We start from the raw sequence: 22,284 nt of genomic DNA, 5'->3' as shown, positions 1-22,284 counted from the left end.
TCGGGCTTCAGCTCAAAATTCCGCGGAGGCCGGATCGGGAGGCGGTGCCTTGCGATCCGGCCTTTTTGCGTCTGCGGGCCTCAGCGGCCGGTGGCCGCCAGCAGATGTTCGGGATAGCGCTCGCCTTCGACGTCGATCTCGGCGAGAGCGGTGCCGATGCGGCTGAGATCGTCCTCGCTGAGTTCGATCTCGGCCGAGGCGAGATTTTCCTCAAGCCGGTGGAGCTTGGTGGTGCCGGGGATCGGCACGATCCAGGGCTTTTGCGCAAGCAGCCAGGCGAGCGCGATCTGCGCCGGCGTCGCCTCCTTCTCAGCGGCGACCTGTTTCAGAAGGTCGATCAGCGCCTGGTTCTTCTCCATCGCTTCGGGCGTGAAGCGCGGCAGGAGGGAGCGGAAATCGCTCTCGCTGATCTTCGTGTCCTTGCTCATGGCGCCGGTCAGGAAGCCCTTGCCGAGCGGTGAGAAAGGAACAAAGCCGATGCCGAGCTCTTCGCAGGCCTTGAGGATGCCGTTGGTTTCGACGCCGCGTGTCCACAGGGAATATTCGTTCTGCACGGCGGCAACCGGCTGCACCGCATGCGCCCGGCGCAGGGTTTCCGCGCCCGGTTCCGACATGCCGAAATGCTTCACCTTGCCTTCGGCGATCAGATCCTTGACCGCACCGGCCACCTCCTCGATCGGCACGTCCGGGTCGACGCGGTGCTGATAGAAGAGGTCGATTTCGTCGATGCCGAGCCGCTTCAAGGACGCGTCGGCGACCTCTTTGATGTGTTTCGGCCGGCTGTTCATGCCCGCCTGCTTGCCGTCCACGATGTTGAAGCCGAACTTGGTGGCGATCACGACCTTGTCACGCATGGGCCTGAGCGCTTCGCCGACGATCTTCTCGTTGGTGAAGGGGCCATAGACCTCGGCCGTGTCGAAGAAGGTGACGCCCCGCTCCACGGCGGCGCGGATGAGCGCCACCGCGTCGTTCTCTTCCGGGAAATCGGTGAAGCCGAAATTGAGGCCCATGCAGCCGAAGCCGAGGGCCGAGACTTCAAGATTGTCGGCAAGCTTGCGTGTTTTCAAAGCGTCTCTCCATTGAAGAATTTTCGAACGGGGCAGGATTTTCGAACAGGCATGTCCGGGACGTCGTTTTTGAGGGGCGCAGCACTCAGTCTCTTGTCGGCGGGGGCGGCGGGCGGGTGCGTGGGGTGGCAAGATGTATCCTGCCCTGGGCGGGCATCGATGTCATGCGCGGAAATCAGGTGAACGCGGGTTGGCGACCAGACGCAGGTCTCCGCTTACGCCTGTGCGACTTCTTCATAAGTGAGCGCCGGCGGCGGGGCTTTGTCGGCGAGGGAACGGCGTCTTGTGATGCCGCGCGCGGCCCGCGGTCTGTGCCGATTGCCGCAGCGCCGAGAAGGCCCGGAAAAAGGGCGATGTTAGCCGTTTTGTGACCATATTGTTGCCCGAGGAGGCCGTTCTTCTTCCGCGAGGTTAGCGGACTTAAGGAGCGGGACAGGAATGGGCAGTTTGCCCCCCGAAAGGGGGTTGGGGGAAGGCGACGACGCATCGTCCGCAGACCGGATTTTCAAAGCGGGATTTTTCGTCTCGCTCGTGTTCATCGCCTTCGTTGCGGGGGCTATCGTCACGACGGCCGGGGTGACGCCCGGCAAGCAAATCGGCGATGCCTATCTCGGCGGCAAGGCGCTCTACGACCGCGCCACCACGACGCAAAATCTCTATCTGACGGATCTCTGGTATCCCGAGCGCCGGCCCGACAAGGGCGTGACGGTGAACGATGCGATGCGGACCGAGCAGGGGCTGACCCTCTATACCTCTGGCGAGGGAGCGGTGGCGCGGCTCATCGCCATGGACGGCTCCGTCGTGCACGAATGGCGCCGGCCCTACAGCTCCGTCTGGCACGAGGGCGCCGCCGTGAAGCGGCCGCAGCCCGACGCTTTCGTCTATTTCCGCAAGGCGATCGCCTATCCGAACGGCGATCTTCTCGTCGTCTACGAGGGGGCGGGGGACACGCCCTACGGCTATGGCGTCGCCAAGCTCGACAAGGATTCCAACGTCATCTGGAGCTATCTCGCCAACGCCCATCACGACATCGATGTCGGGCCGGACGGGCGGATCTACGTCATCACCCACGAATTCGTGGACAAGAAGCTCGACGGATTCGACAATTTCAAGCAGCCGCGGCTCGACGATTTTCTCGTCATCCTGTCGCCCGACGGACAAGAGCTGAAGAAGATCGCGCTCATTCAGGCGGTGGCGCGATCGGAATTCCGGCAGATGCTCTACACCGTGTCGGCCTTTGCGGTGTCGGACCCGCTGCACACCAACAATGTCGATTACATCACGGCGGAAGAGGCGGCGAATTTCCCCTATGCGAAAGAGGGGCAGGTGCTTGTGTCCTTCCGCGAACTCGGCGCCGTGGCGGTCCTCGATCCCGATGCGGAGACGATCACCTGGGCGAAACGCTCCGACTGGCTCGGCCAGCACGATCCGGACATTCTGCCGAACGGCGATCTCATCCTCTTCGACAATTTCGGCAATTACGATCGCGCCAATGCCCGCTCGCGCGTCATCGAGGTCAATCCGCGCACGTCGGAGATCGTCTGGGAATATGGCGGCACGCCCGAAGCGCCGCTCGACAGCATGATCCGCTCGGCGCAGCAGCGTTTGAAGAACGGCAATACGCTCATCACCGAATCCTCCGGCGGGCGGCTTCTGGAGGTGACGCGCGAGGGCGACATCGTCTGGGAGTACATCAATCCCGTGCGGGCGGAGACGCTTGCCGGCGAGACGGTGCCCCGCCTCTCCATCCTGTGCTGGGGCCAGCGGCTGCCCCCCGATTATTTCGACGCCTCCTTCACCAGCTCGTTGCAGGCGACGAGCCAGACAGGGAAGAAAACGATATGAGACGGTTTGTGTTTTTTGCTGTGACCGCAGCACTTCTGCCTTCGGCCGCCTTCGCCTATGTGGGCCCGGGCGCGGGGCTGAGCCTTCTCGGCGCGCTCTGGGCGCTTGTGGCCGCGATCGGCCTTGCGATCAGCTTCGTCGTCGCCTGGCCGGTGCGTAAAATGATGCGCAATCGCCGCAAGGCGGGCGCCGCACGGCAGGAGAATGCCGCCGGCGCCGCACCACTTGCTTCCCAGGCCGCGACCGCAGAGCCGGCCGGCGTCAGCGAACGGACGGCGAATGGGGCTTCTTGATCTGCCGGCGCCGCTGTTCGGCTGGATCGACGGACAGCTGTCGCACATTCTGCCCTCCTTCCTGGTGGTCTTGATCTGGGCGTCCGTCGCCTCGATCGCCTCCATGGAGCTCTACCGGCTGTTGTCGCCGCAGGCGCGGATTGCGGAATTGCGGGTTGCGCTGAAGGGCGCGCAGGAGCGGCTTGCCGAATTCGACGGGCCGTTCGAGGAGGCGGGCGGGCTTATCCGCAATATGCTGGGGATCGCCCTCAAACGGGTGTTTCTCGTGCTGCCGTCGACGCTGATCGCCTCGCTGCCGCTTCTCACTCTCATTCTGTGGCTCGATTCCTCCTATGCGCGCACGCTGCCGCCGGAGGGGCAGAGCGTCACCGTGCGGGCGTCGGGCAATTACGGCGGCGAATGGGTGGAAGACCGGCCGGCGCCGCGTGCCATCGTCAAGGACGCGAACGGGGCGACGATCGCCGACGTGCCGGTGAAGGCGCCGGTGCCTGTCGTGCACAAGAAGCAGTGGTGGAACTACATCATCGGCAATCCGATCGGCTATCTCGCCGACGAGGCGCCGGTCGACGAGATCGAGATCGATTTGCCGAAGCGTGAGATCTTCACGGCCGGGCCGTCCTGGGCGCGCGGCTGGGAGATCATCTTCTTTCCGGCGCTGATCCTGATGTCGTTCGCCGCAAAATCCATCCGCAGGATCGAATAGATGGCGCAGGATCGAATAGATGGCAAAGTCTGAGACGAGCGGCCCGAAGGTCAGCGGCTGGATGGATTTTCTGAGCGGCCTCGTGGAGCGGCATCCGAGAGCGTTCATCCGGCTCGGCGATTTCGAAACGCGGATGGCGCGCGAGCGCATCGCGGAGATCCGCGTGGAGCGGCCGATCTATGTGACGGGGCTCGCCCGTTCCGGCAGCACCATGCTTCTCGAACTTCTTGCAACCCATCCCGACGTCGCGACGCATCGCTACCGCGATTTTCCCGCCGTGATGACGCCGCTTGCCTGGAACTGGTTCACCGACCATGCGGCGAGCGGCGAGGCACCGGCGGAGGAGCGGGCGCACAAGGACCGCATTCTGGTGACGCCGGAAAGCCCGGAAGCCTTCGAAGAGGTGATGTGGATGGCGTTCTTTGCCGGTCTGCACGATCCGGCGACGTCGGCCGTGCTCGACCGGGCGACGGCGCACCCGGAGTTCGAGCGCTTCTACCGCGAGCATATCGCCAAGCTTCTCGTGCTGCGCGGCGGGCGGCGCTATCTCGCCAAGGGCAATTACAACGTCACGCGGCTTTCCTACCTGCAAAAGCTCTTTCCCGATGCGCGTTTCCTGGTGCCGGTCCGCGATCCGGTCTGGCATATCGCTTCCCTGATGAAGCAGCACCGGCTCTTCGTCGAAGCCGGCAATGCCGATCCGCGCATCACGCGGCATCTGAGTCGCACCGGGCATTTCGAATTCGGCCTGGAGCGGCGGGCGATCGGGCTCGGCGACCGGCAGGCGCCGGAGATCATGCGGCTGTGGGCCGAAGGCCAGGACGTCGAAGGGTGGGCGCGTTACTGGGCGGCCCTCTATGGACATGTCGCCGACAAGCTCGACGCCGATCCGACGCTCTCCGCGGCCACCCGCATCGTGCCCTATGAGCGGCTTTGTGCCGATCCGGCGCGCGAGATGGCGGCGATCGCCGGCCATTGCGGGCTTCAAGGCGGCAATCTGCCGGCGCTTGCGGCCGAGCGGATCAGCGAGCCTTCCTATTATCGGCCCGATTTTACGCCAGACGAGTTGAGGACGATTGCGGCGATCACCGAGGAAACCGCGATGCGCCTTGCCCGGCATGCCGCGGATGTGCCCGCCAAGGCGGAGGTGCGCGCCGTCGCAATGGCCTGAGGCGCGATGACGTGGGGCGTGATGACGTGGGGCGCGATGACATGGGGCGCTTTCCAGGGCGCGCGCACCGCGCGGGGCTGCGCATGCGTGCCGACAGTGGACCATCCCGGCGCAGATGCGACATGGTACCAAAAGGTATTACCTTTTGGCGTCGAGACGCGCATGGCATCTGCAACATCCATCAAGCTCGATGACGAGATGAAAGCGCGCGTCCGGCATCTTGCCGAGGCGCGGCAACGCACGTCGCATTGGATCATGCGGGAAGCCATCGCGCAGTATGTGGAGCGCGAGGAGAGGCGTGAGGCGCTTCGGCGCGACACGCTGCAGGCGTGGGAAGAGTTCCGCGAGACGGGGATGCATGCGACCGCCGACGAGGTCGACCGGTGGCTGGAGAGCTGGGGAACCGACGACGAAACGCCTGCTCCCGGATGTCACAAGTAAGATTTGCCCGGCGGCGATCCGGCTGCGTCCGCATTCTTCAGGGCCGGCGCGCCGGGGAGGGCGCGCCGGGGTTTTTCAGGCGAGCTCAGGCAGGACGGCTTCGATCTCCGTCCGCCGGGCCTCGTATTGGTCGGGCAGTTTCAAGGCCTGGCCGAGATTCGTCTCGCTCTCGTCGATGGCAAAGCCCGGATCATCGGTGGCGATCTCGAAGAGCACGCCGCCCGGCTCGCGGAAATAGACCGAGCGGAAATATTTGCGGTCCTTCTGCTCGGTCGTGGCGATGCGATGCACCTCGCGCAGGCGCCGCGCCATCTCCGCCTGGCCGGCCTCGTCGGCCCGGAAGGCGATGTGGTGGACGGAGCCCGCGCCCATGCGGCCGCGCAGGAACTCGCCGGCGGCATGCAGATCGACGAAGGTTCCAGGCGTTGCCGGGCTGCTGCCCTTTGCCTGAAAGCGCGCAAGCGAACCGTCTTTGCCGGCGGCTTCAAAGCCCAGCACATCCGTCAGGATCTCCGCCGTCGGCTCCGCGTCCTCGAGGAGGAGCTTGACGCTGTGGATGCCGCGGATCGCGTGCTCCTGAGGAATCTCGCCATCCGACCAGCCCGGTTCGGCCTCAGCACCCGCGACGCCGACGAGCGCGAGATGCGTGCCGTCGGGATCGGTGAAGGCGATCGTCGTCTCGCCGAAGACTTTTGTGGGCGCCTCATGGGCGACGCCCTTTTCGACGAGGCGCTGCGTCCAGAAGCTGAGCGAGGCCTCTGGCACGAGAAACCGCGTCTCCTGCGTCTCGCCGCTGCCGGCGCGGCCGGCGCGGCCGGGGGCGGCATGCTCCAGCGGGAAGAAGGTGAGGATGGTGCCCGGATGGCCGGCCTCGTCGCCATAATAGAAGTGGTAGCCGCCGGGATCGTCGAAATTCACCGTCTTCTTGACGAGGCGCATGCCGAGGATGCGGGTGAAGAAATCGAGATTGCGTCGCGCCGAAGCCGCGATCGCGGTCACGTGGTGGATGCCGTTGTGGCGCATGGTGGAAGCTCCAATCGGACGCGTCCTGCAAGAACGCGCGCTTTCGTTCTTTCCACAGATAGGCCGGCCAGGAGCGATTGCGACGGGGAAGACATTGCGCAGATGCAATGATATATGTGCAGAGAAGCCGTTTGAATTGCATGTGGGGAATGTTCAATTTCGGGGAAGACCAACCGAAATTGGAGCGACAGATGATCGATACCCGCCTTGCCCCCTATGGCGCCTTCCTCCTGCGCATCTCGCTCGGCGTGATGCTCATCGCCCACGCTTATATGAAGATCGTGACCTTCACCGTTCCGGGCTTTGAAGGCTTTCTCGCCCAGCTCGGCCTGCCGACGCTCTTCGCGTGGCCGATCATTCTCGGCGAGCTTTTTGGCGGGCTGGCGCTGATCGCCGGCGTTTACAGCCGCCTCATCTCCATCCTGGTTCTGCCGATCCTCCTGGGCGCCATCTGGGTGCATGCGCCGAACGGCTGGAGCTTCTCCGCGGCCAATGGCGGCTGGGAATATCCGGCGTTCCTGTCGGTGGCGGCCTTCGTTCAGGCGCTGATCGGCGACGGGGCCTTTGCGCTGCGCCGCACGGTTTTGCCGGCGTCTGCCCATGCGGGCCGGGTCGCGGAAGCCGCATGAGGCTTTACGACAGATTTCGAAAAGACCGGCCGCGTTCTCCTTCCTGGGAGCGCGGCCGCCATTCTGTTTGAGGGAAAGATTGGTCGAGCCGTTCAAGAATCTCGCCTGGGACGATTTCCGCCTGATCAAGGCGATTGCCGAAGCGGGCCGGCTTCCGGCCGCGGCCGAGCTTCTCGGCATCAACCATTCGACCGTGTTTCGAAGGCTCGGGCAGATCGAAACGACGCTCGGGGTGAGCCTCTTCGAGCGCCATCGCACCGGGTATGTGCCGACGGCGGTGGGCGAGGAGATGGTGGAACTCGCCAGCGACATCGACGAGCGCATCACGGGTTTTGGACGCAAGGTCGCCGGGGCCGAGGTGGTGCCGGAGGGCGAGGTGCGCGTGACGACGAGCGACACGCTTCTGACGCATCTCTTCACGCCGCTGTTTGCGCGCTTTCGCGAGAAGGAACCGCGCGTGCGCCTCGACATCGTCGTTTCCAACCAGGCGCTCAATCTTTCCAAGCGTGATGCCGACGTGGCGATCCGGGCGACCGACACGCCGCCGGAGAACCTCGTTGGGCGGCGCGTGGCCCGCATCAACTGGGGGCTTTACGGGCGGGCGGCCGATTTTGCCGATGCGGGCCCCGAGGCCAGTGGTGTCGAGGTCACGGACCTGTTCGATCGGCCCTGGGTGGCACTCGGCGAGCGGATGGCGGGGCTGAAGGCGGTGCGCTTCGTCCACGAACACGTGCCGGCGGAGAAGATCGTCTACCGCATCAGCAGCGTTCTCGGCCTTGCCGAGGCGATCGCGGAGGGGATCGGCATCGGGCATCTGCCATGCTTCATCGGCAATGCCGAGCCCGGCCTGACGCGGCTTGCCTCCGCCGAACCCGCCTTTGCCACCGATCTCTGGCTTCTGACGCATCCGGATCTGCGCCATGCCGCACGCATCCGTGCGCTTCTCGACTTTCTGGCCGCGGAAATCGCGCGCGATCGCGATTTCATCGAGGGGCGGAGCGGGGAAGGCCGGGGCGGGCAGGGGCGGCAGGCTGACACCAGCGCCGACGGATAGAACCTCTCCAATCATTCATCTGGAAAGAGTTTTACCTGTGGTTGCGGCGCGCTATTGTGCACCGCAGCAACCATATCGATGCGCGGCCGTTTTCCCCCTGCCGCTTCGGGGAAGCGGCTCCAGAGGAACCACGTTGAGAAACCTGTCCGACACCATTGCCCGGCTTTCCGCCTTGAAGGGATTTCATGTCCCGCGCGGGCCGGTGGTCGACCGCCTTTTCGAGATCTCCCGCTTCGGCTCCAATCCCGGGGCGCTGCGCGCGCGAGCCTATGTTCCCGACGACCTTCCGGAGGGGGCTCCGCTTGTCGTCGTGCTGCACGGATGCACGCAAAGCGCGGCCGGCTACGACCACGGCTCCGGTTGGTCGCGGCTCGCCGACGAGGCGAAGTTCGCGCTTCTGTTTCCCGAGCAGCAGCGCGGCAACAACCCCAATCTCTGCTTCAACTGGTTTCAGGACGGCGATATCCGCCGCGGCTCCGGCGAGGCGCTGTCGATCCGCCAGATGGTGGAGCATATGGTGGTGACGTACCGGCTCGACCGCAGCCGCGTCTTCGTCACCGGCCTGTCGGCGGGGGGCGCGATGGCGGGCGTGATGCTCGCGACCTATCCGGAGGTCTTTGCCGGCGGCGCGCTCATTGCCGCCATTCCCTATGGCAGCGCCACCTCGATGCCCGCCGCTTTCGACCGGATGCGCGGCCATGGCCTGCCCGGCGAAGACGAGCTGCAGGCGGCCGTGCGCGGCGCCTCCGACCACAACGGGCCCTGGCCGATCATTTCGCTGTGGCACGGGACAGGCGACCGCACCGTCGATCCGATCAATGTCGAGGCGACATTGGCGCAATGGCGGGCGCTGCATCACGTCGCCGCCGAACCCGACCGGACGGACGAGGTCGACGGCTATCCGCACCGGGTCTGGCACGACCGCAACGGGCGCGCAGTGATCGAGGAGTTTTCCATCACCGGCATGGGCCACGGCACGCCGATCGAGGCGGACGGGCCGAACGGTTATGGCACGCCGGCGCCCTTCATGCTCGACGTCGACATTTCGTCGACGCTGCATATCGCGCGCTTCTTCGGGATTGCCTCAGAACCCGCCGGCGGGCGCACACGCAAGGCGATCATGCGCATGGCGGACACGCCTCTGCGGGCGGCGGCGCAGCCGCTCCGCAACGGCGCCGGCGCGACCGCCAAGGAGAAGACGGCTGGCGCGAAGACGGCTGGAAATAAGACCGCTGGGGAGAGCGGCGGCCGGTCCAAAAACTCCGGGCCGTCTGGCTCCGGGCCCTCGACCTCCGGTGTTGGCAAGGTGATCGAGGATGCGTTGCGCAAGGCCGGCTTGATGCGCTGAGTTTCGGGCGCGGCGCAAGCCGGTCTTTCTGCGCCTGGGGCCTGCAATCTTGTGATAAATTCCCTCCGGGAGAGGCCGGAGGGGGCAATGCCCAAGAATATCGTCATTCTCTTCGACGGCACGTCGAACGAAATCTCCGAAGACCGTACCAATGTCCTGCGCCTTTACGGCACGCTGGAGAAAAGCGAGGACCAGCTCGTCTGGTACGATCCGGGCGTCGGGACGCTCGCCGCCGACAATTCCTGGGTGAGGTGGTGGCCACGCGTCGTCGAATTCTGGGGCATGATGACGGGCTGGGGCCTCGATGAGAACGTCAAGGAAGCCTACCGCTTTCTCGCCGAGAACTGGGAAACGGGCGACCGGATCTATCTCTTCGGCTTCAGCCGGGGTGCCTATTCGGCCACGGTTCTCGCCGGCTTCATCCACGCGATCGGCATTCTCGAGACGCGCAATTTCAACCTCCTCGACTACGCCTACCGCGCCTATCGCAGCGTCGGCGCCGAGCGCGAGACGAAGCTCGACGAGATCGAGCTCTACGACCGGGTTCTGAGGACCGAGCATCCGCCGATCCGGCTTCTCGGGCTCTTCGATACCGTCGCCTCGGTCATCGAGCATGGCGGCTATCGCATCCGGCTGCGCTCGCATGCCTTCACCAATGCCAATCCGAGCGTCGAAAGCGTGCGCCACGCCGTGGCGATCGACGAGCTCCGCGTCATGTTCCGCGCGCAGCTCTGGCCGGAGGCGGAAAACCAGGATGTCCGCGAGGTGTGGTTTGCCGGCGTGCACGGCGATGTCGGCGGCGGCTATCCGGAGGCGGAGAGCGGCCTCGCCAAGGTGCCGCTCGCCTGGATGATCGGCGAGACGGCGGATATGGGGCTCGTCTATTCCGAAGAGGTGGTGCGGCGTCTCGTTTGCGGCGAGGGGGCGATGAAATACGAAGAGCCCAATCCGCTCGGCAAACGGCATCAATCGATGAACTGGTTCTGGGCGATCTTCGAATTTTTGCCAAGACTTTGCGCGCCGGGCTCTCACGGGCGGCGTTTTCTCGGTCTTGCCCCGCCCGCCTTCTTCTCGGGGCGGAAGATTGCCGAGGGCGCGCGGGTGCACCGCTCGGTCATCATCCGCCGCGACAGGCTCGGCGAGACGCACAAGAACCTGCCGGAGGAATTCATCGTCGAGGGGTAGGTGTTCCTGGTGGCCCTGAGCCCTACGGCGCGGCGCGGGCTTTTGAGGCCCGCCGTCATCGTCTATCACAGGCCATGACCTATTCCATTCTCGCCCGAGAGCCCGAGACCGGGGCGCTCGGCATCGCCGTGCAGTCGAAGTTTCCGGGCGTCGCCAATCTCATCTGCCATGGACGGGCGGGCGTCGGGGTGATCGCGACGCAGGCTTTTTCCAATCCCGATCACGGCACGAAGGGGCTCGACCTTCTGGCGCTCGGCGTGCCGCCGGAGACGGTGCTCGATCTCGTTCTCGCCGAGGATGCGGCCCGGGGCGAACGCCAGATCGCCATCCTCGCGGCCGATGGGCGGGCGGCGCAGCACACCGGCGCGGCGGTGGAAAGCTGGGACGGCGCGGCCTCCGTCGCCTTCGGAGACAATGCGCTCGCGCATGGCAATTCGCTCACCTCAGAGGACGTGCCAGCGGCGATGGTGGCGCGCTTTGAACGTGCCGAGGGCGATTTTCAGGAGCGGCTGATCGCGGCGCTCGTTGCAGGCCAGGAGGCGGGCGGCGAATTGCGCGGCGTGCAATCGGCCGGGCTGCAGGTGTTCCTGGCCGGGGCCGGCTATGGCGGGCGGCAGGGCAAGGCCGTCGATATCTCCATTTACGATCATAACGATCCCATTTCGGAGCTATCGCGCTGCTACCGGCTCCACCGTCTTTCCTATTTCGGATCGGATCCCGACAATCTCGTTCAAATTGATAGCAAAATCGCTCCGTATTTAATTCGATTGCTGATGCGGGAGGGCTATCTCGATCCGGATAGTTCCAAATCGGCGGATATCTGGGGACCGGAGAAGATCGCCGCGATGGCGCGCTTCATGGGCGTCGAAAACTACGACAACCGCATCCGCGACGACGATCTCATCGATACGGAAGTGTTGAGCGATATCCGGGCGCGCAAGGGCGGCTGAGGGACGTCTGCCGCCGAAGTCCGCTTCCGCCGGATGCTGTTCGGCGCTTGTCACCGGCACCGAACGTGAAGCCCCTGTATAGAAATCGAACAGCATTCATGCTGAATTTCATGTGCAACGAGCGAGATCGACAAAGGGACGTCGGAATGCAGGACGGACAGGACTACGATAACCCGCTGGTCAGAAAGCTCAACGGCTTCGTCCGTCTCGATGCAGAGGATTGCCGGCTTCTCGACGAGATCATCGAGAAGACCCGTTTGGTGCCGGCGCGGACCGACCTCATTCAAGAGGGCGACGAGCCCGACCATGTGCATCTGGTCCTCGAAGGCTTCGCCTGCCGCTACAAGATCCTGGCGGAGGGCAGCCGGCATATCATGGCCTATCTCATCCCCGGTGATTTCTGCGATCTGCACATCTTCATCCTGAAGGAGATGGACCATTCGCTGTCGGCGCTGTCGCCCTGCAAGGTCGTGGATATTCCAAGGGAGCGGATCCTCAAGCTCATGGAAAGGCCGAAGCTCGCCCAGGCGATGTGGGCATCGGCTCTCGTGGACGAAGCCACGTTGCGCGAATGGCTCGTCAATCTCGGTGGCCGTGAGGCGACGGAGCGGGTCGCGCATCTTCTCTGCGAGCTGCTCTACCGGCTGAGGGCGGTCGGCCTCGTCGACGGCCACAGCTACGAGCTTCCGCTGACGCAGATCGATCTCGCCGACACGCTCGGCCTGTCGAACGTGCACATGAACCGCGTCTTGCAGCGGCTGCGCGGCGACGGGCTGATCTCGTTTGCGGGGTCCCGTCTCGTCATTCACGACATCGAACGGTTGGAAGAGTTCGCCGGCTTCACGCCGAACTATCTGCATCTGGACCAACAGAAGCTCGCGCCCCGCCCGCACGCCTGAGGGCTCAGAGTTCGCCGCCGACTACCTCTCTTGCCGAGAAGCGGACGACGAAGATCCTGTTGCCTTCGGCGTCGATCACTTCGAGGCGCCATTCGTCCCCCGTCCAGAACTGGCGGCCCATATCGCGCATGATCTCGCCGGCCATGCGGACCGCTTCGGCCTGAGCCGTGTGGGTGTCGGTGATTTCGGTGCCCTCGCGGTCGAGCTCCGCGCTGTCCGGGTAGACGTTGAAAAAATAGCGAGGCACGGCGCTTCCTTCATCAAGCGATGCGCTCGTGTCATACCGACCGTTCGCGTGGTCCAAGATGCCACCTTCCGTCGGTCCATCACTCACCTGTGTTAGGTGGCCGGGAAAGCCAGCTTTCTGTCGCGACGGCTTCGTGGGTGCAGAGGTCTGTTTCGATCCCCTGGCTTAAGAGGGGCTATGCGGCCTCGCGGATCTGCGCAACTTTTAGAATAGTTCTCAAGCCTGGCAACAGCCTGGAATTTTATGGGTGCAAAGACCGTATTCTCTGATTTGGAACGAGACGCCCATGCTCCGACTTGCCATGGCCGCCCTTGTGGCGGTTCCAGCCTTCGCCGCAAAGGCCGAACCTGTGCCATCCGATCCACTGGCCCCCGATCCCAAACGGCTCATCGACGCCTCCGTGATGGACGATATCCGCAGCTGGATGAATTCAGAAGTCGTGCGTCTCTCCGTCAGGACCCAGAACCAGCGTTATGGCACACTGGAGCAGGCCAAGATCGATCAGCTCGATGAACAATGGAAAGCGGAGCGCGAGGCTGTCGACAAGCCGTTGATCGCGGCGACGCTGTCGAACCCGCTGTCGGTCTATCTGACGCGCATGCAGGGCCAGTCGGCCGGTCTCTTCGTCGAGATCTTCGTGATGGACGACAAGGGGCTGAACGTCGGCCAGTCGTCGATCACGGGCGATTTCTGGCAGGGCGACGAGGCGAAATTTCAGGAGACTTATCCGAAAGGCGCAGGCGTTGTCTTCATCGACGCGCCGGAGTTTGACGACACTCTGCACATCTGGCGGGCGCAGGTGAACATGACGCTCGCCGACGAAGCCAGCAACACGCCGATCGGTGCCGTCACCGTCGAAGTCAATCTGACCGAGCTGGCGCGCCGCAAGCTCGCCATGGCCAAGTGATCGGAGACCCGACCGTGCTCAACAACATGTCCGTCACACTGAAAGCGATCCTGGCCTTCACGGTTTTGACCCTGATCGGCCTCGTGCTCAACGCCGTCATCTATCTGCAGGCGGTCGACGCCGAACGCGCCGTCGCCGATTACGAAGAACTCAAGTCTTCGATCGTCGAGATCGCCAAACTTGAAACCGCTATCGATGACCAATCCATCGGCCTCAAGAACTTCCTTCTGACCGGCGACCGCGACTGGGTCGAGACAATCGAGGCGAATAGGGCCGAAACCGAAACCCTCGTTGTGGAGCTTGCTCCGTTGCTCGAGCGTCTCGACATTGCCGACAATGTCGGGAAGGCGATCGTGAATTGGCGCCAGTGGTACGAGGATTTCGTCGTGCGTCAGGTCACGCTGATGCGCGATCCGATGACCGTCGATCTCGCCAAGGCGATCGAAGCGGCCGGCAACGGGCAGGCGGCCTTCCGGGCCATCAAAGCGGATATCAAGACGAGCCTCTCAGAGCTCGGCGAGCGCCAGAGCGTTCTGGCAACCGCACAGAACAGCGCCTTGTCCATGGTCGAAACGGTGGCCATCGTCAGCGCCGTGATCAGCGCGCTCTGCGCCGTTCTCTTCGGCATCTTCAACCATCTGAGCGTCGTGCGCCCGCTCGGCAATCTCGCCAAGGTCACCCAGGATCTCTCCGAGGGCCACACGGATGTGACGATCACGGAGGTGAAGCGCGCCGACGAGATCGGGCGGATGCACAATGCGCTGTCCGTCTTCCGGGCGAGCCTGGTGCGGGCGCGAGAGCTCGAGAGCGCCGCAGCCGAAGAGCGCGAGATCGCGAACCGGCAGCGCCGCGAAGCGATGCTGCGTCTCGCCGACGAGTTCGAGGCGTCGGTTCTCAGCCTCTCCGGCGAGATCAGCGCCGCCTCGCAGCAGCTGGAGGAGACGGCGGGTCTTCTTCAGGAGGTCTCAAGCTCCACGAGCGAGCAGTCTCTGACGGTGTCGTCGGCGGCCGAACAGGCGACCAACAACGTCCAGACGGTGGCGAGCGCCACGGAGGAATTGTCCGCCTCCACGCGTGACATCAGTGCCCAGATCGAGGCCTCTTCCAAGGTTGCCCGCACGGCGGCCGACGAGGTGGAGCGGTCGAGCCAGGCGGTCGACGGGCTCAATGCCGTCGTGCGGCGGATCGGCGACGTTACCAAACTCATCACCGACATCGCTTCGCAGACCAATCTTCTTGCGCTCAATGCCACGATCGAGGCGGCGCGGGCCGGCGAGGCGGGCAAGGGCTTTGCGGTCGTTGCCGCCGAGGTGAAGGCTCTCGCCGAGCAGACGGCCAAGGCGACGGAGGAGATCAACCGCCAGATCGGCGATATCCGCTCAGCGGCGGACGTTTCCATCGAAGCCACCCGCTCGATCGCGGAAATGGTGCGCGACATTGCCGAGCGGTCCGACGATATCGCAACGTCGACCGAGCAGCAGAATGCCGCCACGACCGAGATCGCTCAAAACATCACCGAAGCCGCATCCGGCACGCAGGAGGTCAGCGCCTCGATCAGCAAAGTGTCGGAATCGGCGTTGCGGACCGGCAATGCGAGCAACGAGCTGCGCAAATCGGTCGGCGATCTCGACACGCGGCTCGGCTCGCTGCGCGGTGCGATGAACCAGTTCCTGGAGAATGTCCGTGCAGCATAAGGCCCGACTCGGTTAAGGTCGGAGTGACAGTGGAGCGGGCGCCGCGCCCGCTTCGGAGCCCTCTCGATCTTGAGTGAATGGTTCCCTTTTCGCGTCGGCAGGGTGGTCCGGCAAGAGAGACGCAAAGCGCGATGCGGACATCGCGCAAGCGGCTCGAGGCAGCGGATCGCCGCCGACGCGAAGTCTCATCGGGCTGGGGCTCTCACCCGAGCCCCGCGATAGAGCGGTTCATCCGAGACGCTCTATCGGCGCATCCAGGCCAAAATTTCGCCGACGATGCCTCTTCGGAAGGTCAGGACGCAGATGACGAAGATCGCGCCCATGACGACCGTCACCCAGGAGCCGATCGTCGACAGATAGTTCTGCAGCGCGATGACGATGCCGGCGCCGACGACGGGCCCGAGAATGGTGCCCATGCCGCCGATCAGGGTCATCAGCACGACTTCACCCGACATGTGCCAGTTGACGTCGGTCAGGGTGGCGCTCTGGAAGACGATCGCCTTCGTCGCGCCGGCAAGGCCGGTGATCGTCGCCGACATCGTAAAGGCGAGCACCTTCAGGAGCGCGACCGGATAGCCGAGCGAGATCATGCGTGGCTCGTTCTCGCGGATGCCCTTCAAGGCCTGGCCGAAGGGCGAGTGGACGGTGCGGTAGAGGACGAAGAAGCCGGCGGCGAAGATCACGGCAACGAAATAATACATCGTCAGCGTGTCGCGGAGATCGATGAGCCCGAAGACGGTGCCGCGCGGAATCCCCTGGATGCCGTCCTCGCCATGGGTGAAGGGCGCCTGCAGGCAGAAGAAGAAGACCATCTGGGCGAGCGCCAGCGTGATCATGGCAAAATAGATGCCCTTCTGGCGGATGGCGATCGCCCCGAAGACGAGGCCCATCACGCCCGCGGTGAGGGTGCCCGCCGCGATGCCGAAGACCGTGCCGATGCCCCAGACCTTGACGGCATGGCCCGCCACATAGGCCGCCATGCCGAAGAAGGCGGCGTGGCCGAAGGAGAGAAGCCCGACATAGCCCAGCATCAGATTGAAGGCGCAGGCGAAGAGGGCGAAGCACAGAAGCTTCATCAGGAAGATCGGATAGATGCCGAGGAACGGCGCGACCGCGAGGGCGGCGATGCCGACGGCAGCGATCAGATAGCCGGCGAGGCGATGCCTGCGAAACGTGTCGTCGCTGAGTTCGACATTGGAGGTCGTGTCGGTCATTCGCGGGGCCTCCCGAAAAGGCCGTTCGGCCGCAAGATGAGAACGATCGCCATGATGACGAAGACGACGGTGGAGGAGGCCTCCGGGTAGAAGGTCTTCGTCAGGCCTTCGACGATGCCGATGCCGAGCCCGGTGACGATGGAGCCGAAGATGGAGCCGAGGCCGCCGATGACGACGATGGCGAAGACGACGATGATGAGATGCTGGCCCATGATCGGGCTCACCGTATAGACGGGCGCGGCGAGAACGCCCGCAAAGGCCGCCAGCGCCACCGCGAAACCGTAGGTGAGGGTCATCATCAAAGGCACGTTGATGCCGAAGGCGCGCACGAGCTCGCGGTTTTCCACCGCGGCGCGCAGATAGGCGCCGAGACGCGTGCGCTCCACCAAGAGCCAGGTGCCGACGCAGACGAGAAGCGAGGCGACGATCACCCAGGCGCGGTAGGTCGGCAGGAACATGAAGCCGAGATTGTGACCGCCGGTCAGGATTTCCGGCGGGGCGTAGGGCTGGCCGGAGACGCCGTAGAAATTGATGAAGGTGCCCTCGATGATGAGGGCGAGGCCGAAGGTCAGAAGCAGGCCATAGAGATGGTCGAGGTCATAGAGGCGCGACAGCATGGTGCGCTCGATGACGATGCCGAAGACGCCGACGATCAACGGGGCGACGATGAGGCTCGGCCAGTAGCCGATGCCGAGATGATGCAACAAGAGCCAGGCGACGAAGGCGCCCATCATATAGAGCGCCCCGTGGGCGAAATTGATGACGTTCAGAACGCCGAAGATGACGGCCAGGCCGAGGCTCAACAGCGCGTAGAACGAGCCGTTGATGAGCCCGATCAGAAGCTGCCCGAACAACAGGGGCGCCGGCACACCCAGGATTTCCTGCATACGAGCCTTTCCTTGGTTGGGGGAACCTGGCGTTGGCGGGAGGCCCGGGCGGCGAGGCCGCGCCGGGCCGTTTCAGGGACGATCAGTTGCTGACGAGCTTGCAGCTGCCCTTGTCGAGCGGCTGGAAGGCCTCATCGCCCGGGATCGTCTTGACGATGTTGTAATAATCCCACTTGCCTTTGGACTCGTCCGGGCCCTTCACCTCGACGAGATACATGTCGTGGACCATGCGGCCGTCCTCGCGGATCTTGCCGTTCTCGGCGAAGAAGTCGTTGATCGGCATCTTCTTCATCTGGGTGACGACCGCTTCGCCGCCGTCGTCGTCGATCTCGTCCACGGCTTTCAGATAATGCGTGACGGCGGAATAGACGCCGGCCTGCACCATCGTCGGCTTCTGGCCGTTCATCTTCTCGGCAAAGCGATCGGCGAATTTCCGCGTCTCGTCGGTGCGGTCCCAATAGAAGCCCGTCGTCAGCGTCAGACCCTTTGCGACATCGAGGCCGAGGGCGTCGACATCGGTGATGAAGCCCAAAAGGGCCGCGAGTTTCTGCCCGCCCTGGACGATGCCGAAGGAGTTCGCCTGCTTGATCGCGTTGGTGGTGTCGCCGCCGGCGTTGGCGAGGCCGATGACATCGGCGCCGGAGGCCTGCGCCTGCAGCAGGAAGGAGGAAAAGTCGGAGGTGGAGAGCGGGTGATTGACGGAGCCCAGAACCTCGCCGCCATTCTCCTTCACGACCGTCGAGGTGTCCTTTTCGAGCTGATGGCCGAAGGCGTAATCGGCGGTCAGGAAGAACCAGCTCTTGCCGCCCTGTTCGACGACCGCCTTACCGGTGCCGACCGACATGGCGTAGGTGTCGTAGGTCCAGTGCACGAAGGTCGGGGCGCACTGGTCGTTGGTGAGCGCGGTCGAGCCGGCGCCGGAATCAAGAAACGCCGTATCCTTTTCCGAGGTCACCTGCTGGACGGCGAGCGCCACCGACGAGGTCGGCACGTCGACGATGACGTCGACGCCGTCCTGGTCAATCCATTCGCGCGCAATGGAAGAGCCGACGTCGGGCTTGTTCTGATGGTCGGCGGAGACGACTTCGATATTGGCGTCACCGACCTTGCCGCCGAAATCTTCCACGGCCATGCGGGCGGCGACGACGGAGCCTTCGCCGGAAAGGTCGGCATAAAGGCCGGAGCGGTCGTTGAGGACGCCGATCTTGACGACGTTGTCGGACATCTCCGCCTGGGCAGCACCCACCATCGCGGCGAGTGCGGCAAGCGCGGTTGAGGCCAGGGCGACCGATTTGATGCTCATTGGGGTTCTCCTCTCGTTTGGACTTTTTGTGGTTCTCCGGGCGCCGTCCGTTACACGCCCAGAAGTTCGTTGAGTTCGCCCATGCGCGTCTTGATGTCGTCGCGCTGGTAGCGGTCGACGACGCGGCCATGCTCGATGACGTAGTGACGGTCGGCGAGCCGGGCGGCGAAATGGAAGTTCTGTTCGACCAGCAGAACGGTGAAGCCGAGCTCCTGCAGGCGGCGCACGCTGGCGCCGATCTGCTGGACGATGACGGGGGCGAGGCCTTCCGTCGGTTCGTCGAGCAGGAGGAGCTTCGCCCCGGTGCGCAGAATCCGGCCGATCGCCAGCATCTGCTGCTCGCCGCCGGACAGGCGGGTGCCGGAGGCGCCGAGAAGCCGCTCCTTCAGGTTCGGAAAGAGCTCGTAGATTTCGGGGATGGGCAGACCGCCCTTCTGCACGACGGGGGGCAGGAGAAGGTTCTCTTCCACGGTGAGGCTCGCAAAGATGCCGCGCTCTTCAGGGCAATAGGCGATGCCGCGGCGGGCGACCTTGTCGGGCTTCAGGTCGATGAGCTCCTGATCGTCGAAGCGGATCGAGCCGGAGCGGCGCCCGACGAGGCCCATGATGGAGCGCAAAGTCGTCGTCTTGCCGGCGCCGTTGCGCCCCAGAAGGCTGACGACCTCGCCTTCGCGGACTTCGAAATCGACGCCGTGGAGAACGTGGGATTCGCCGTACCAGGCGTTGAGATCGGAGACTTCGAGGATGGTCTTGCGCACGCTCATGCCTCCGCCTCGTCGCCCGTGCCCATATAGGCCTCCCGGACCTCGGGGTTTTGTGAGACCTCGTCGTAGCTGCCCTCCGCCAGGATTTGGCCGCGCTGCAGGACCGTGATCGTGTCGGAGAGATCGGCGACGACTTCGAGATTGTGTTCCACCATCAAGACGGTGCGGTTCTGCGCCACCTGGCGGATGAGATCGGAGACGCGGGCGATGTCCTCATGGCCCATGCCGGCCATCGGCTCGTCGAGGAGCATGACCTTCGGCTCGAGCGCGAGCGTCGTGGCGATCTCGAGCGCGCGCTTGCGGCCATAGGGCATTTCGACGGCCAACGTGTCGGTGAATTCCGACAGGCCGACGGCGGCGAGAAGCTCGTAGGCGCGCTCGTGGAGCCGCTCCAGAACCCGGCTCGACTTCCAGAAATGGAAGGAGAGGCCGGTCGGGCGCTGCAGCGCGAGGCGGACGTTTTCGAGCGCCGTCAGATGCGGAAAGACCGCGGAGATCTGAAACGAGCGCACGAGCCCGTCCCGCGCCACGTGATGCGGCGTCGACCGGGTGATGTCGTGGCCGGCGTAGCGGATCGTGCCCGAGCTTGGCTGCAGAAATTTGGTGATGAGGTTGAAGCAGGTCGTCTTGCCGGCGCCGTTCGGGCCGATGAGAGCATGGATCGTGCCCTCACGGACCCCGAGATTGACGCCACTGACCGCCGCGAAGCCGGCAAAATACTTCGTGAGATTCTCGGTCTCGAGAATGAATTCCGACATTTCCCCGCCTGATCACAGTTGCCCAATGCGCAGCGGGTTTGCGGGGAAGCATTGTCATCCTCCCTGCGGCCCCGCCGTCTTTTGTTCACAGCAGCCGCGGAGCGGTTCTTTGTTTTATTCCGCTCGGTGCATGTTGTCGCACCGGTTTGCCTGAAACTTCAAGTCAGATCGGGACGACAATGCAGAGATTTTCTGAAAGACGCCAGCTGACGCAGGGGCGGGAACGGGTTTTTCTTGCGCCTTCCCGGTTCGTTGACGGTGATGAGGGCGCGGTGGCATATCGGCCAGCAGCCGGCCTGACGAGACGCCGGCGCGAGCCCAGAAAAAGCGGCGAAGGCAGCGAGGCGAAGGTGGCCAAGAATATTCACATGATGATCCGCGTGCTCGAAGAGGAGCGCTCGGTGGCATTCTACGACAAGGCGTTTGGCCTCAAGATCGCCGACCGTTACGCGTTCGACGGCTTCACGCTCGTCTATCTGGCAAACGAAGAAAGCGAATTCGAGCTGGAGCTGACGATCAACAAGGGCGAAAGCACACCTTATGATCTCGGCAATGGCTACGGGCACATGGCCGTATCCGTCGGCGACCTCGATAAAGAGCATGCGCGTATGCGCGAGGCCGGGCTGGCGCCGAAGGACATCAAGGAAATGGTGCATCAGGGCGCGCCTTTCGCGCGCTTCTTCTTCATCGAAGATCCCGACGGCTACAAGATCGAGGTTCTCGAGCGCGGCGGCCGGTTCAAGTGAACTCAGCGCGCGGCTGAGACCCGGCCTCCGGCGCGGGCCGGGCGTCGGCTTTCGGGATGGTGTTCGAAAGGGGCGGGTGCGCGCCTGTTCAGGCGCGTTCGGGCTTCGGCTGGCGGATCATCGGGGCGGCTTCGACGACGAGGGGGTCGAGGCCGGTGCCGCCCGCATCCAGGATCTCGAAGAGTTTTGCGCGCATGCGCGGTTCCCAGAAGGAGTTGATGTGGTCGGCGACGCCGGCGGCGGCCTCGTGGTCCGGGCGGCTCTTGAAGAAGGTGGCGATCTGGTTCGCCATATAGGCGAGTTTGTCAGGCGACATGGGTGAGCCTCGCCGAGGTTTCGGGCGTGTCGGTGATGCGGCCCGGATGGGTGAAGACTTCAAAGTCGCGGTCGCGGACGATGGCGACGAGGGTGATGCCGGCGGCCTCCGCCATGCGGACGGCAAGTGCCGTGGGGGCCGAGACGGCAAGCAGGATCGGGCTGCCGGCGGCCGCCGCCTTCTGCACCATTTCGACCGAGACGCGGCTCGTCAGCACGATGGCGCCCTCAGTGGCCGGGATGGCGCGGCGGGCAAGCGCGCCCACGAGCTTGTCGAGCGCATTGTGGCGGCCGACGTCTTCGCGCACGGCGAGGAGCCCTTCGCCCGGAGCGTAGAGGCCAGCGGCATGCACGGCGCGCGTTGCGGCGTGCAGCGGCTGGGCCCGGGAGAGCGCGCCCATGGCACGGGCGATGTCGGCCGGCGACAACGTGAGATCGGAGGCGGGGACGACGGGCGGCTGGCGCACGGCGCCTTCCAGGCTTTCGATGCCGCAGAGACCGCAGCCGACGGGACCGGCGAGGTGGCGGCGGCGTTCGGCGAGCTTTTCGTCCGCCTCCTCGGCCAGCATGATCTGCACGTCGATGCCGTCTTCGAGCTCGACGATATCGACGGCGTCGATCTCCTCGGCCGTGTCGACGATGCCCTCCGTCAGCGTGAAGCCGACGGCGAAATCGACGAGATCGGCCGGGGTCGCCATCATCACCGCCTGGGTGGTGCCGCCATAGGTGAGGGCGACGGCCGTTTCTTCCGGCAGGTCGCGTTCGCCCGGCCGCGCCTTGCCGAGGCGATGGGCGATGCGGGCGACCGGGTGATGGGTCTTTTGCGTCATCCTCGCGTCCT

At 64.4% G+C, this 22,284-nt stretch carries 23 protein-coding genes and 1 pseudogene; 14 read left to right on the top strand and 10 right to left on the bottom strand.

Annotation, left to right across the window (positions count from 1 at the left end):
* Window positions 1–80 precede the first annotated feature (80 nt).
* The gene (locus NYQ83_RS10960; protein WP_261214650.1) at window positions 81–1,067 is read right to left on the bottom strand and encodes an aldo/keto reductase; all 987 of its coding nucleotides are present in this window, start codon (window positions 1,065–1,067) and stop codon (window positions 81–83) included.
* 438 nt (window positions 1,068–1,505) lie between these two features.
* Here NYQ83_RS10960 and NYQ83_RS10955 point away from each other — a divergent pair, with 438 nt between their 5' ends.
* From NYQ83_RS10955 to NYQ83_RS10935, 5 genes are all read left to right on the top strand, one after another.
* Window positions 1,506–2,912, top strand: coding sequence for an arylsulfotransferase family protein (locus NYQ83_RS10955; RefSeq protein WP_261214649.1), 1,407 nt, complete (start codon window positions 1,506–1,508; stop codon window positions 2,910–2,912).
* Window positions 2,909–3,205, top strand: coding sequence for a hypothetical protein (locus NYQ83_RS10950; RefSeq protein ID WP_261214648.1), 297 nt, complete (start codon window positions 2,909–2,911; stop codon window positions 3,203–3,205). The genes NYQ83_RS10955 and NYQ83_RS10950 overlap by 4 nt, the downstream gene beginning before the upstream one ends.
* On the top strand, window positions 3,192–3,908 hold the full coding sequence (locus NYQ83_RS10945; RefSeq protein WP_128291264.1) for a hypothetical protein: 717 nt from the start codon (window positions 3,192–3,194) through the stop codon (window positions 3,906–3,908). The genes NYQ83_RS10950 and NYQ83_RS10945 overlap by 14 nt, the downstream gene beginning before the upstream one ends.
* Before the next feature lie 19 nt (window positions 3,909–3,927).
* Entirely contained in the window at window positions 3,928–5,079 is a 1,152-nt protein-coding gene (locus NYQ83_RS10940; protein WP_261214647.1) for a sulfotransferase, read from the top strand.
* 162 nt (window positions 5,080–5,241) lie between these two features.
* Entirely contained in the window at window positions 5,242–5,520 is a 279-nt protein-coding gene (locus tag NYQ83_RS10935) for a CopG family ribbon-helix-helix protein (protein WP_234628727.1), read from the top strand.
* A gap of 75 nt (window positions 5,521–5,595) precedes the next feature.
* On the opposite strand, the gene NYQ83_RS10930 is transcribed toward NYQ83_RS10935, so the two are convergent.
* Complete coding sequence (locus NYQ83_RS10930; RefSeq protein ID WP_261214645.1) at window positions 5,596–6,543, bottom strand: ring-cleaving dioxygenase; 948 nt, start codon at window positions 6,541–6,543, stop codon at window positions 5,596–5,598.
* Between the two features lie 191 nt (window positions 6,544–6,734).
* On the opposite strand from NYQ83_RS10930, the gene NYQ83_RS10925 reads away from it, so the two are divergent.
* From NYQ83_RS10925 to NYQ83_RS10900, 6 genes are all read left to right on the top strand, one after another.
* Window positions 6,735–7,172, top strand: coding sequence for a DoxX family protein (locus NYQ83_RS10925; protein ID WP_261214643.1), 438 nt, complete (start codon window positions 6,735–6,737; stop codon window positions 7,170–7,172).
* 79 nt (window positions 7,173–7,251) lie between these two features.
* Window positions 7,252–8,226, top strand: coding sequence for a LysR family transcriptional regulator (locus tag NYQ83_RS10920; protein ID WP_261214641.1), 975 nt, complete (start codon window positions 7,252–7,254; stop codon window positions 8,224–8,226).
* Between the two features lie 133 nt (window positions 8,227–8,359).
* Complete coding sequence (locus NYQ83_RS10915) at window positions 8,360–9,574, top strand: alpha/beta hydrolase family esterase (RefSeq protein ID WP_261214639.1); 1,215 nt, start codon at window positions 8,360–8,362, stop codon at window positions 9,572–9,574.
* A gap of 87 nt (window positions 9,575–9,661) precedes the next feature.
* On the top strand, window positions 9,662–10,759 hold the full coding sequence (locus tag NYQ83_RS10910) for a DUF2235 domain-containing protein (protein ID WP_261214637.1): 1,098 nt from the start codon (window positions 9,662–9,664) through the stop codon (window positions 10,757–10,759).
* 74 nt (window positions 10,760–10,833) lie between these two features.
* A complete protein-coding gene (locus NYQ83_RS10905; RefSeq protein WP_261214635.1) occupies window positions 10,834–11,709 on the top strand; it encodes a DUF1028 domain-containing protein in 876 nt (291 codons plus the stop codon).
* Window positions 11,710–11,855: 146 nt separating this feature from the next.
* Complete coding sequence (locus tag NYQ83_RS10900; protein ID WP_261214634.1) at window positions 11,856–12,608, top strand: Crp/Fnr family transcriptional regulator; 753 nt, start codon at window positions 11,856–11,858, stop codon at window positions 12,606–12,608.
* A gap of 4 nt (window positions 12,609–12,612) precedes the next feature.
* Here the strand turns inward: NYQ83_RS10900 and NYQ83_RS10895 are convergent, their stop codons facing one another.
* Entirely contained in the window at window positions 12,613–12,855 is a 243-nt protein-coding gene (locus tag NYQ83_RS10895) for a DUF6894 family protein (protein ID WP_261214632.1), read from the bottom strand.
* Between the two features lie 286 nt (window positions 12,856–13,141).
* Here NYQ83_RS10895 and NYQ83_RS10890 point away from each other — a divergent pair, with 286 nt between their 5' ends.
* Window positions 13,142–13,762, top strand: coding sequence for a hypothetical protein (locus NYQ83_RS10890; RefSeq protein WP_261214631.1), 621 nt, complete (start codon window positions 13,142–13,144; stop codon window positions 13,760–13,762).
* A 26-nt stretch (window positions 13,763–13,788) separates the two neighbouring features.
* Window positions 13,789–15,327: pseudogene (locus tag NYQ83_RS10885) on the top strand (methyl-accepting chemotaxis protein); the annotation flags it as partial.
* A 371-nt stretch (window positions 15,328–15,698) separates the two neighbouring features.
* Here the strand turns inward: NYQ83_RS10885 and NYQ83_RS10880 are convergent.
* The 5 genes from NYQ83_RS10880 to NYQ83_RS10860 all read right to left on the bottom strand — a co-directional run bounded on the left by NYQ83_RS10880 (window position 15,699) and on the right by NYQ83_RS10860 (window position 20,382).
* The gene (locus NYQ83_RS10880; RefSeq protein ID WP_234628714.1) at window positions 15,699–16,670 is read right to left on the bottom strand and encodes a branched-chain amino acid ABC transporter permease; all 972 of its coding nucleotides are present in this window, start codon (window positions 16,668–16,670) and stop codon (window positions 15,699–15,701) included.
* Window positions 16,667–17,557, bottom strand: a complete 891-nt coding sequence (locus tag NYQ83_RS10875; protein ID WP_234628713.1) for a branched-chain amino acid ABC transporter permease — start codon at window positions 17,555–17,557, stop codon at window positions 16,667–16,669. Before NYQ83_RS10875 ends, NYQ83_RS10880 begins: the two co-directional genes overlap by 4 nt.
* Window positions 17,558–17,639: 82 nt before the next feature.
* The gene (locus tag NYQ83_RS10870; RefSeq protein ID WP_409976999.1) at window positions 17,640–18,854 is read right to left on the bottom strand and encodes an ABC transporter substrate-binding protein; all 1,215 of its coding nucleotides are present in this window, start codon (window positions 18,852–18,854) and stop codon (window positions 17,640–17,642) included.
* A gap of 56 nt (window positions 18,855–18,910) precedes the next feature.
* On the bottom strand, window positions 18,911–19,624 hold the full coding sequence (locus NYQ83_RS10865; RefSeq protein ID WP_128291278.1) for an ABC transporter ATP-binding protein: 714 nt from the start codon (window positions 19,622–19,624) through the stop codon (window positions 18,911–18,913).
* Window positions 19,621–20,382 (bottom strand): ABC transporter ATP-binding protein, encoded by a 762-nt coding sequence (locus NYQ83_RS10860; RefSeq protein WP_261214629.1) that lies wholly within the window; start codon window positions 20,380–20,382, stop codon window positions 19,621–19,623. The genes NYQ83_RS10865 and NYQ83_RS10860 overlap by 4 nt, the downstream gene beginning before the upstream one ends.
* A gap of 350 nt (window positions 20,383–20,732) precedes the next feature.
* Between NYQ83_RS10860 and NYQ83_RS10855 the strand changes: the two genes are divergently transcribed.
* The gene (locus tag NYQ83_RS10855; RefSeq protein ID WP_261214628.1) at window positions 20,733–21,128 is read left to right on the top strand and encodes a VOC family protein; all 396 of its coding nucleotides are present in this window, start codon (window positions 20,733–20,735) and stop codon (window positions 21,126–21,128) included.
* Window positions 21,129–21,216: 88 nt separating this feature from the next.
* Here NYQ83_RS10855 and NYQ83_RS10850 read toward each other — a convergent pair whose 3' ends face one another.
* Together NYQ83_RS10850 and fdhD are read right to left on the bottom strand one after the other, a co-directional pair.
* Window positions 21,217–21,444 (bottom strand): formate dehydrogenase subunit delta, encoded by a 228-nt coding sequence (locus NYQ83_RS10850; protein WP_128291281.1) that lies wholly within the window; start codon window positions 21,442–21,444, stop codon window positions 21,217–21,219.
* A complete protein-coding gene (gene fdhD, locus NYQ83_RS10845; RefSeq protein WP_261214627.1) occupies window positions 21,434–22,273 on the bottom strand; it encodes a formate dehydrogenase accessory sulfurtransferase FdhD in 840 nt (279 codons plus the stop codon). Before fdhD ends, NYQ83_RS10850 begins: the two co-directional genes overlap by 11 nt.
* Between the last annotated feature and the right edge of the window lie 11 nt (window positions 22,274–22,284).

Origin of the sequence: Afifella sp. JA880 (assembly GCF_025379905.1) — a bacterium.
Taxonomy (GTDB): domain Bacteria; phylum Pseudomonadota; class Alphaproteobacteria; order Rhizobiales; family Afifellaceae; genus Afifella; species Afifella aestuarii.
Note: the sequence above shows the minus strand (reverse complement) of the source record. Positions and strands in the feature narration are given on the sequence as shown.

What these genes read in the sequence shown, in the direction of transcription:
- NYQ83_RS10925 (WP_261214643.1), top strand. Translation starts at nt 6,735, where the DNA reads ATGATCGATACCCGCCTTGCCCCCTATGGCGCCTTCCTCCTGCGCATC.
- fdhD (WP_261214627.1), bottom strand. Translation starts at nt 22,273, where the DNA reads ATGACGCAAAAGACCCATCACCCGGTCGCCCGCATCGCCCATCGCCTC.
- NYQ83_RS10910 (WP_261214637.1), top strand. Translation starts at nt 9,662, where the DNA reads ATGCCCAAGAATATCGTCATTCTCTTCGACGGCACGTCGAACGAAATC.
- NYQ83_RS10940 (WP_261214647.1), top strand. Translation starts at nt 3,928, where the DNA reads ATGGCAAAGTCTGAGACGAGCGGCCCGAAGGTCAGCGGCTGGATGGAT.
- NYQ83_RS10880 (WP_234628714.1), bottom strand. Translation starts at nt 16,670, where the DNA reads ATGACCGACACGACCTCCAATGTCGAACTCAGCGACGACACGTTTCGC.
- NYQ83_RS10865 (WP_128291278.1), bottom strand. Translation starts at nt 19,624, where the DNA reads ATGAGCGTGCGCAAGACCATCCTCGAAGTCTCCGATCTCAACGCCTGG.
- NYQ83_RS10860 (WP_261214629.1), bottom strand. Translation starts at nt 20,382, where the DNA reads ATGTCGGAATTCATTCTCGAGACCGAGAATCTCACGAAGTATTTTGCC.
- NYQ83_RS10875 (WP_234628713.1), bottom strand. Translation starts at nt 17,557, where the DNA reads ATGCAGGAAATCCTGGGTGTGCCGGCGCCCCTGTTGTTCGGGCAGCTT.
- NYQ83_RS10950 (WP_261214648.1), top strand. Translation starts at nt 2,909, where the DNA reads ATGAGACGGTTTGTGTTTTTTGCTGTGACCGCAGCACTTCTGCCTTCG.
- NYQ83_RS10930 (WP_261214645.1), bottom strand. Translation starts at nt 6,543, where the DNA reads ATGCGCCACAACGGCATCCACCACGTGACCGCGATCGCGGCTTCGGCG.
- NYQ83_RS10900 (WP_261214634.1), top strand. Translation starts at nt 11,856, where the DNA reads ATGCAGGACGGACAGGACTACGATAACCCGCTGGTCAGAAAGCTCAAC.
- NYQ83_RS10935 (WP_234628727.1), top strand. Translation starts at nt 5,242, where the DNA reads ATGGCATCTGCAACATCCATCAAGCTCGATGACGAGATGAAAGCGCGC.
- NYQ83_RS10955 (WP_261214649.1), top strand. Translation starts at nt 1,506, where the DNA reads ATGGGCAGTTTGCCCCCCGAAAGGGGGTTGGGGGAAGGCGACGACGCA.
- NYQ83_RS10850 (WP_128291281.1), bottom strand. Translation starts at nt 21,444, where the DNA reads ATGTCGCCTGACAAACTCGCCTATATGGCGAACCAGATCGCCACCTTC.
- NYQ83_RS10890 (WP_261214631.1), top strand. Translation starts at nt 13,142, where the DNA reads ATGCTCCGACTTGCCATGGCCGCCCTTGTGGCGGTTCCAGCCTTCGCC.
- NYQ83_RS10905 (WP_261214635.1), top strand. Translation starts at nt 10,834, where the DNA reads ATGACCTATTCCATTCTCGCCCGAGAGCCCGAGACCGGGGCGCTCGGC.
- NYQ83_RS10945 (WP_128291264.1), top strand. Translation starts at nt 3,192, where the DNA reads ATGGGGCTTCTTGATCTGCCGGCGCCGCTGTTCGGCTGGATCGACGGA.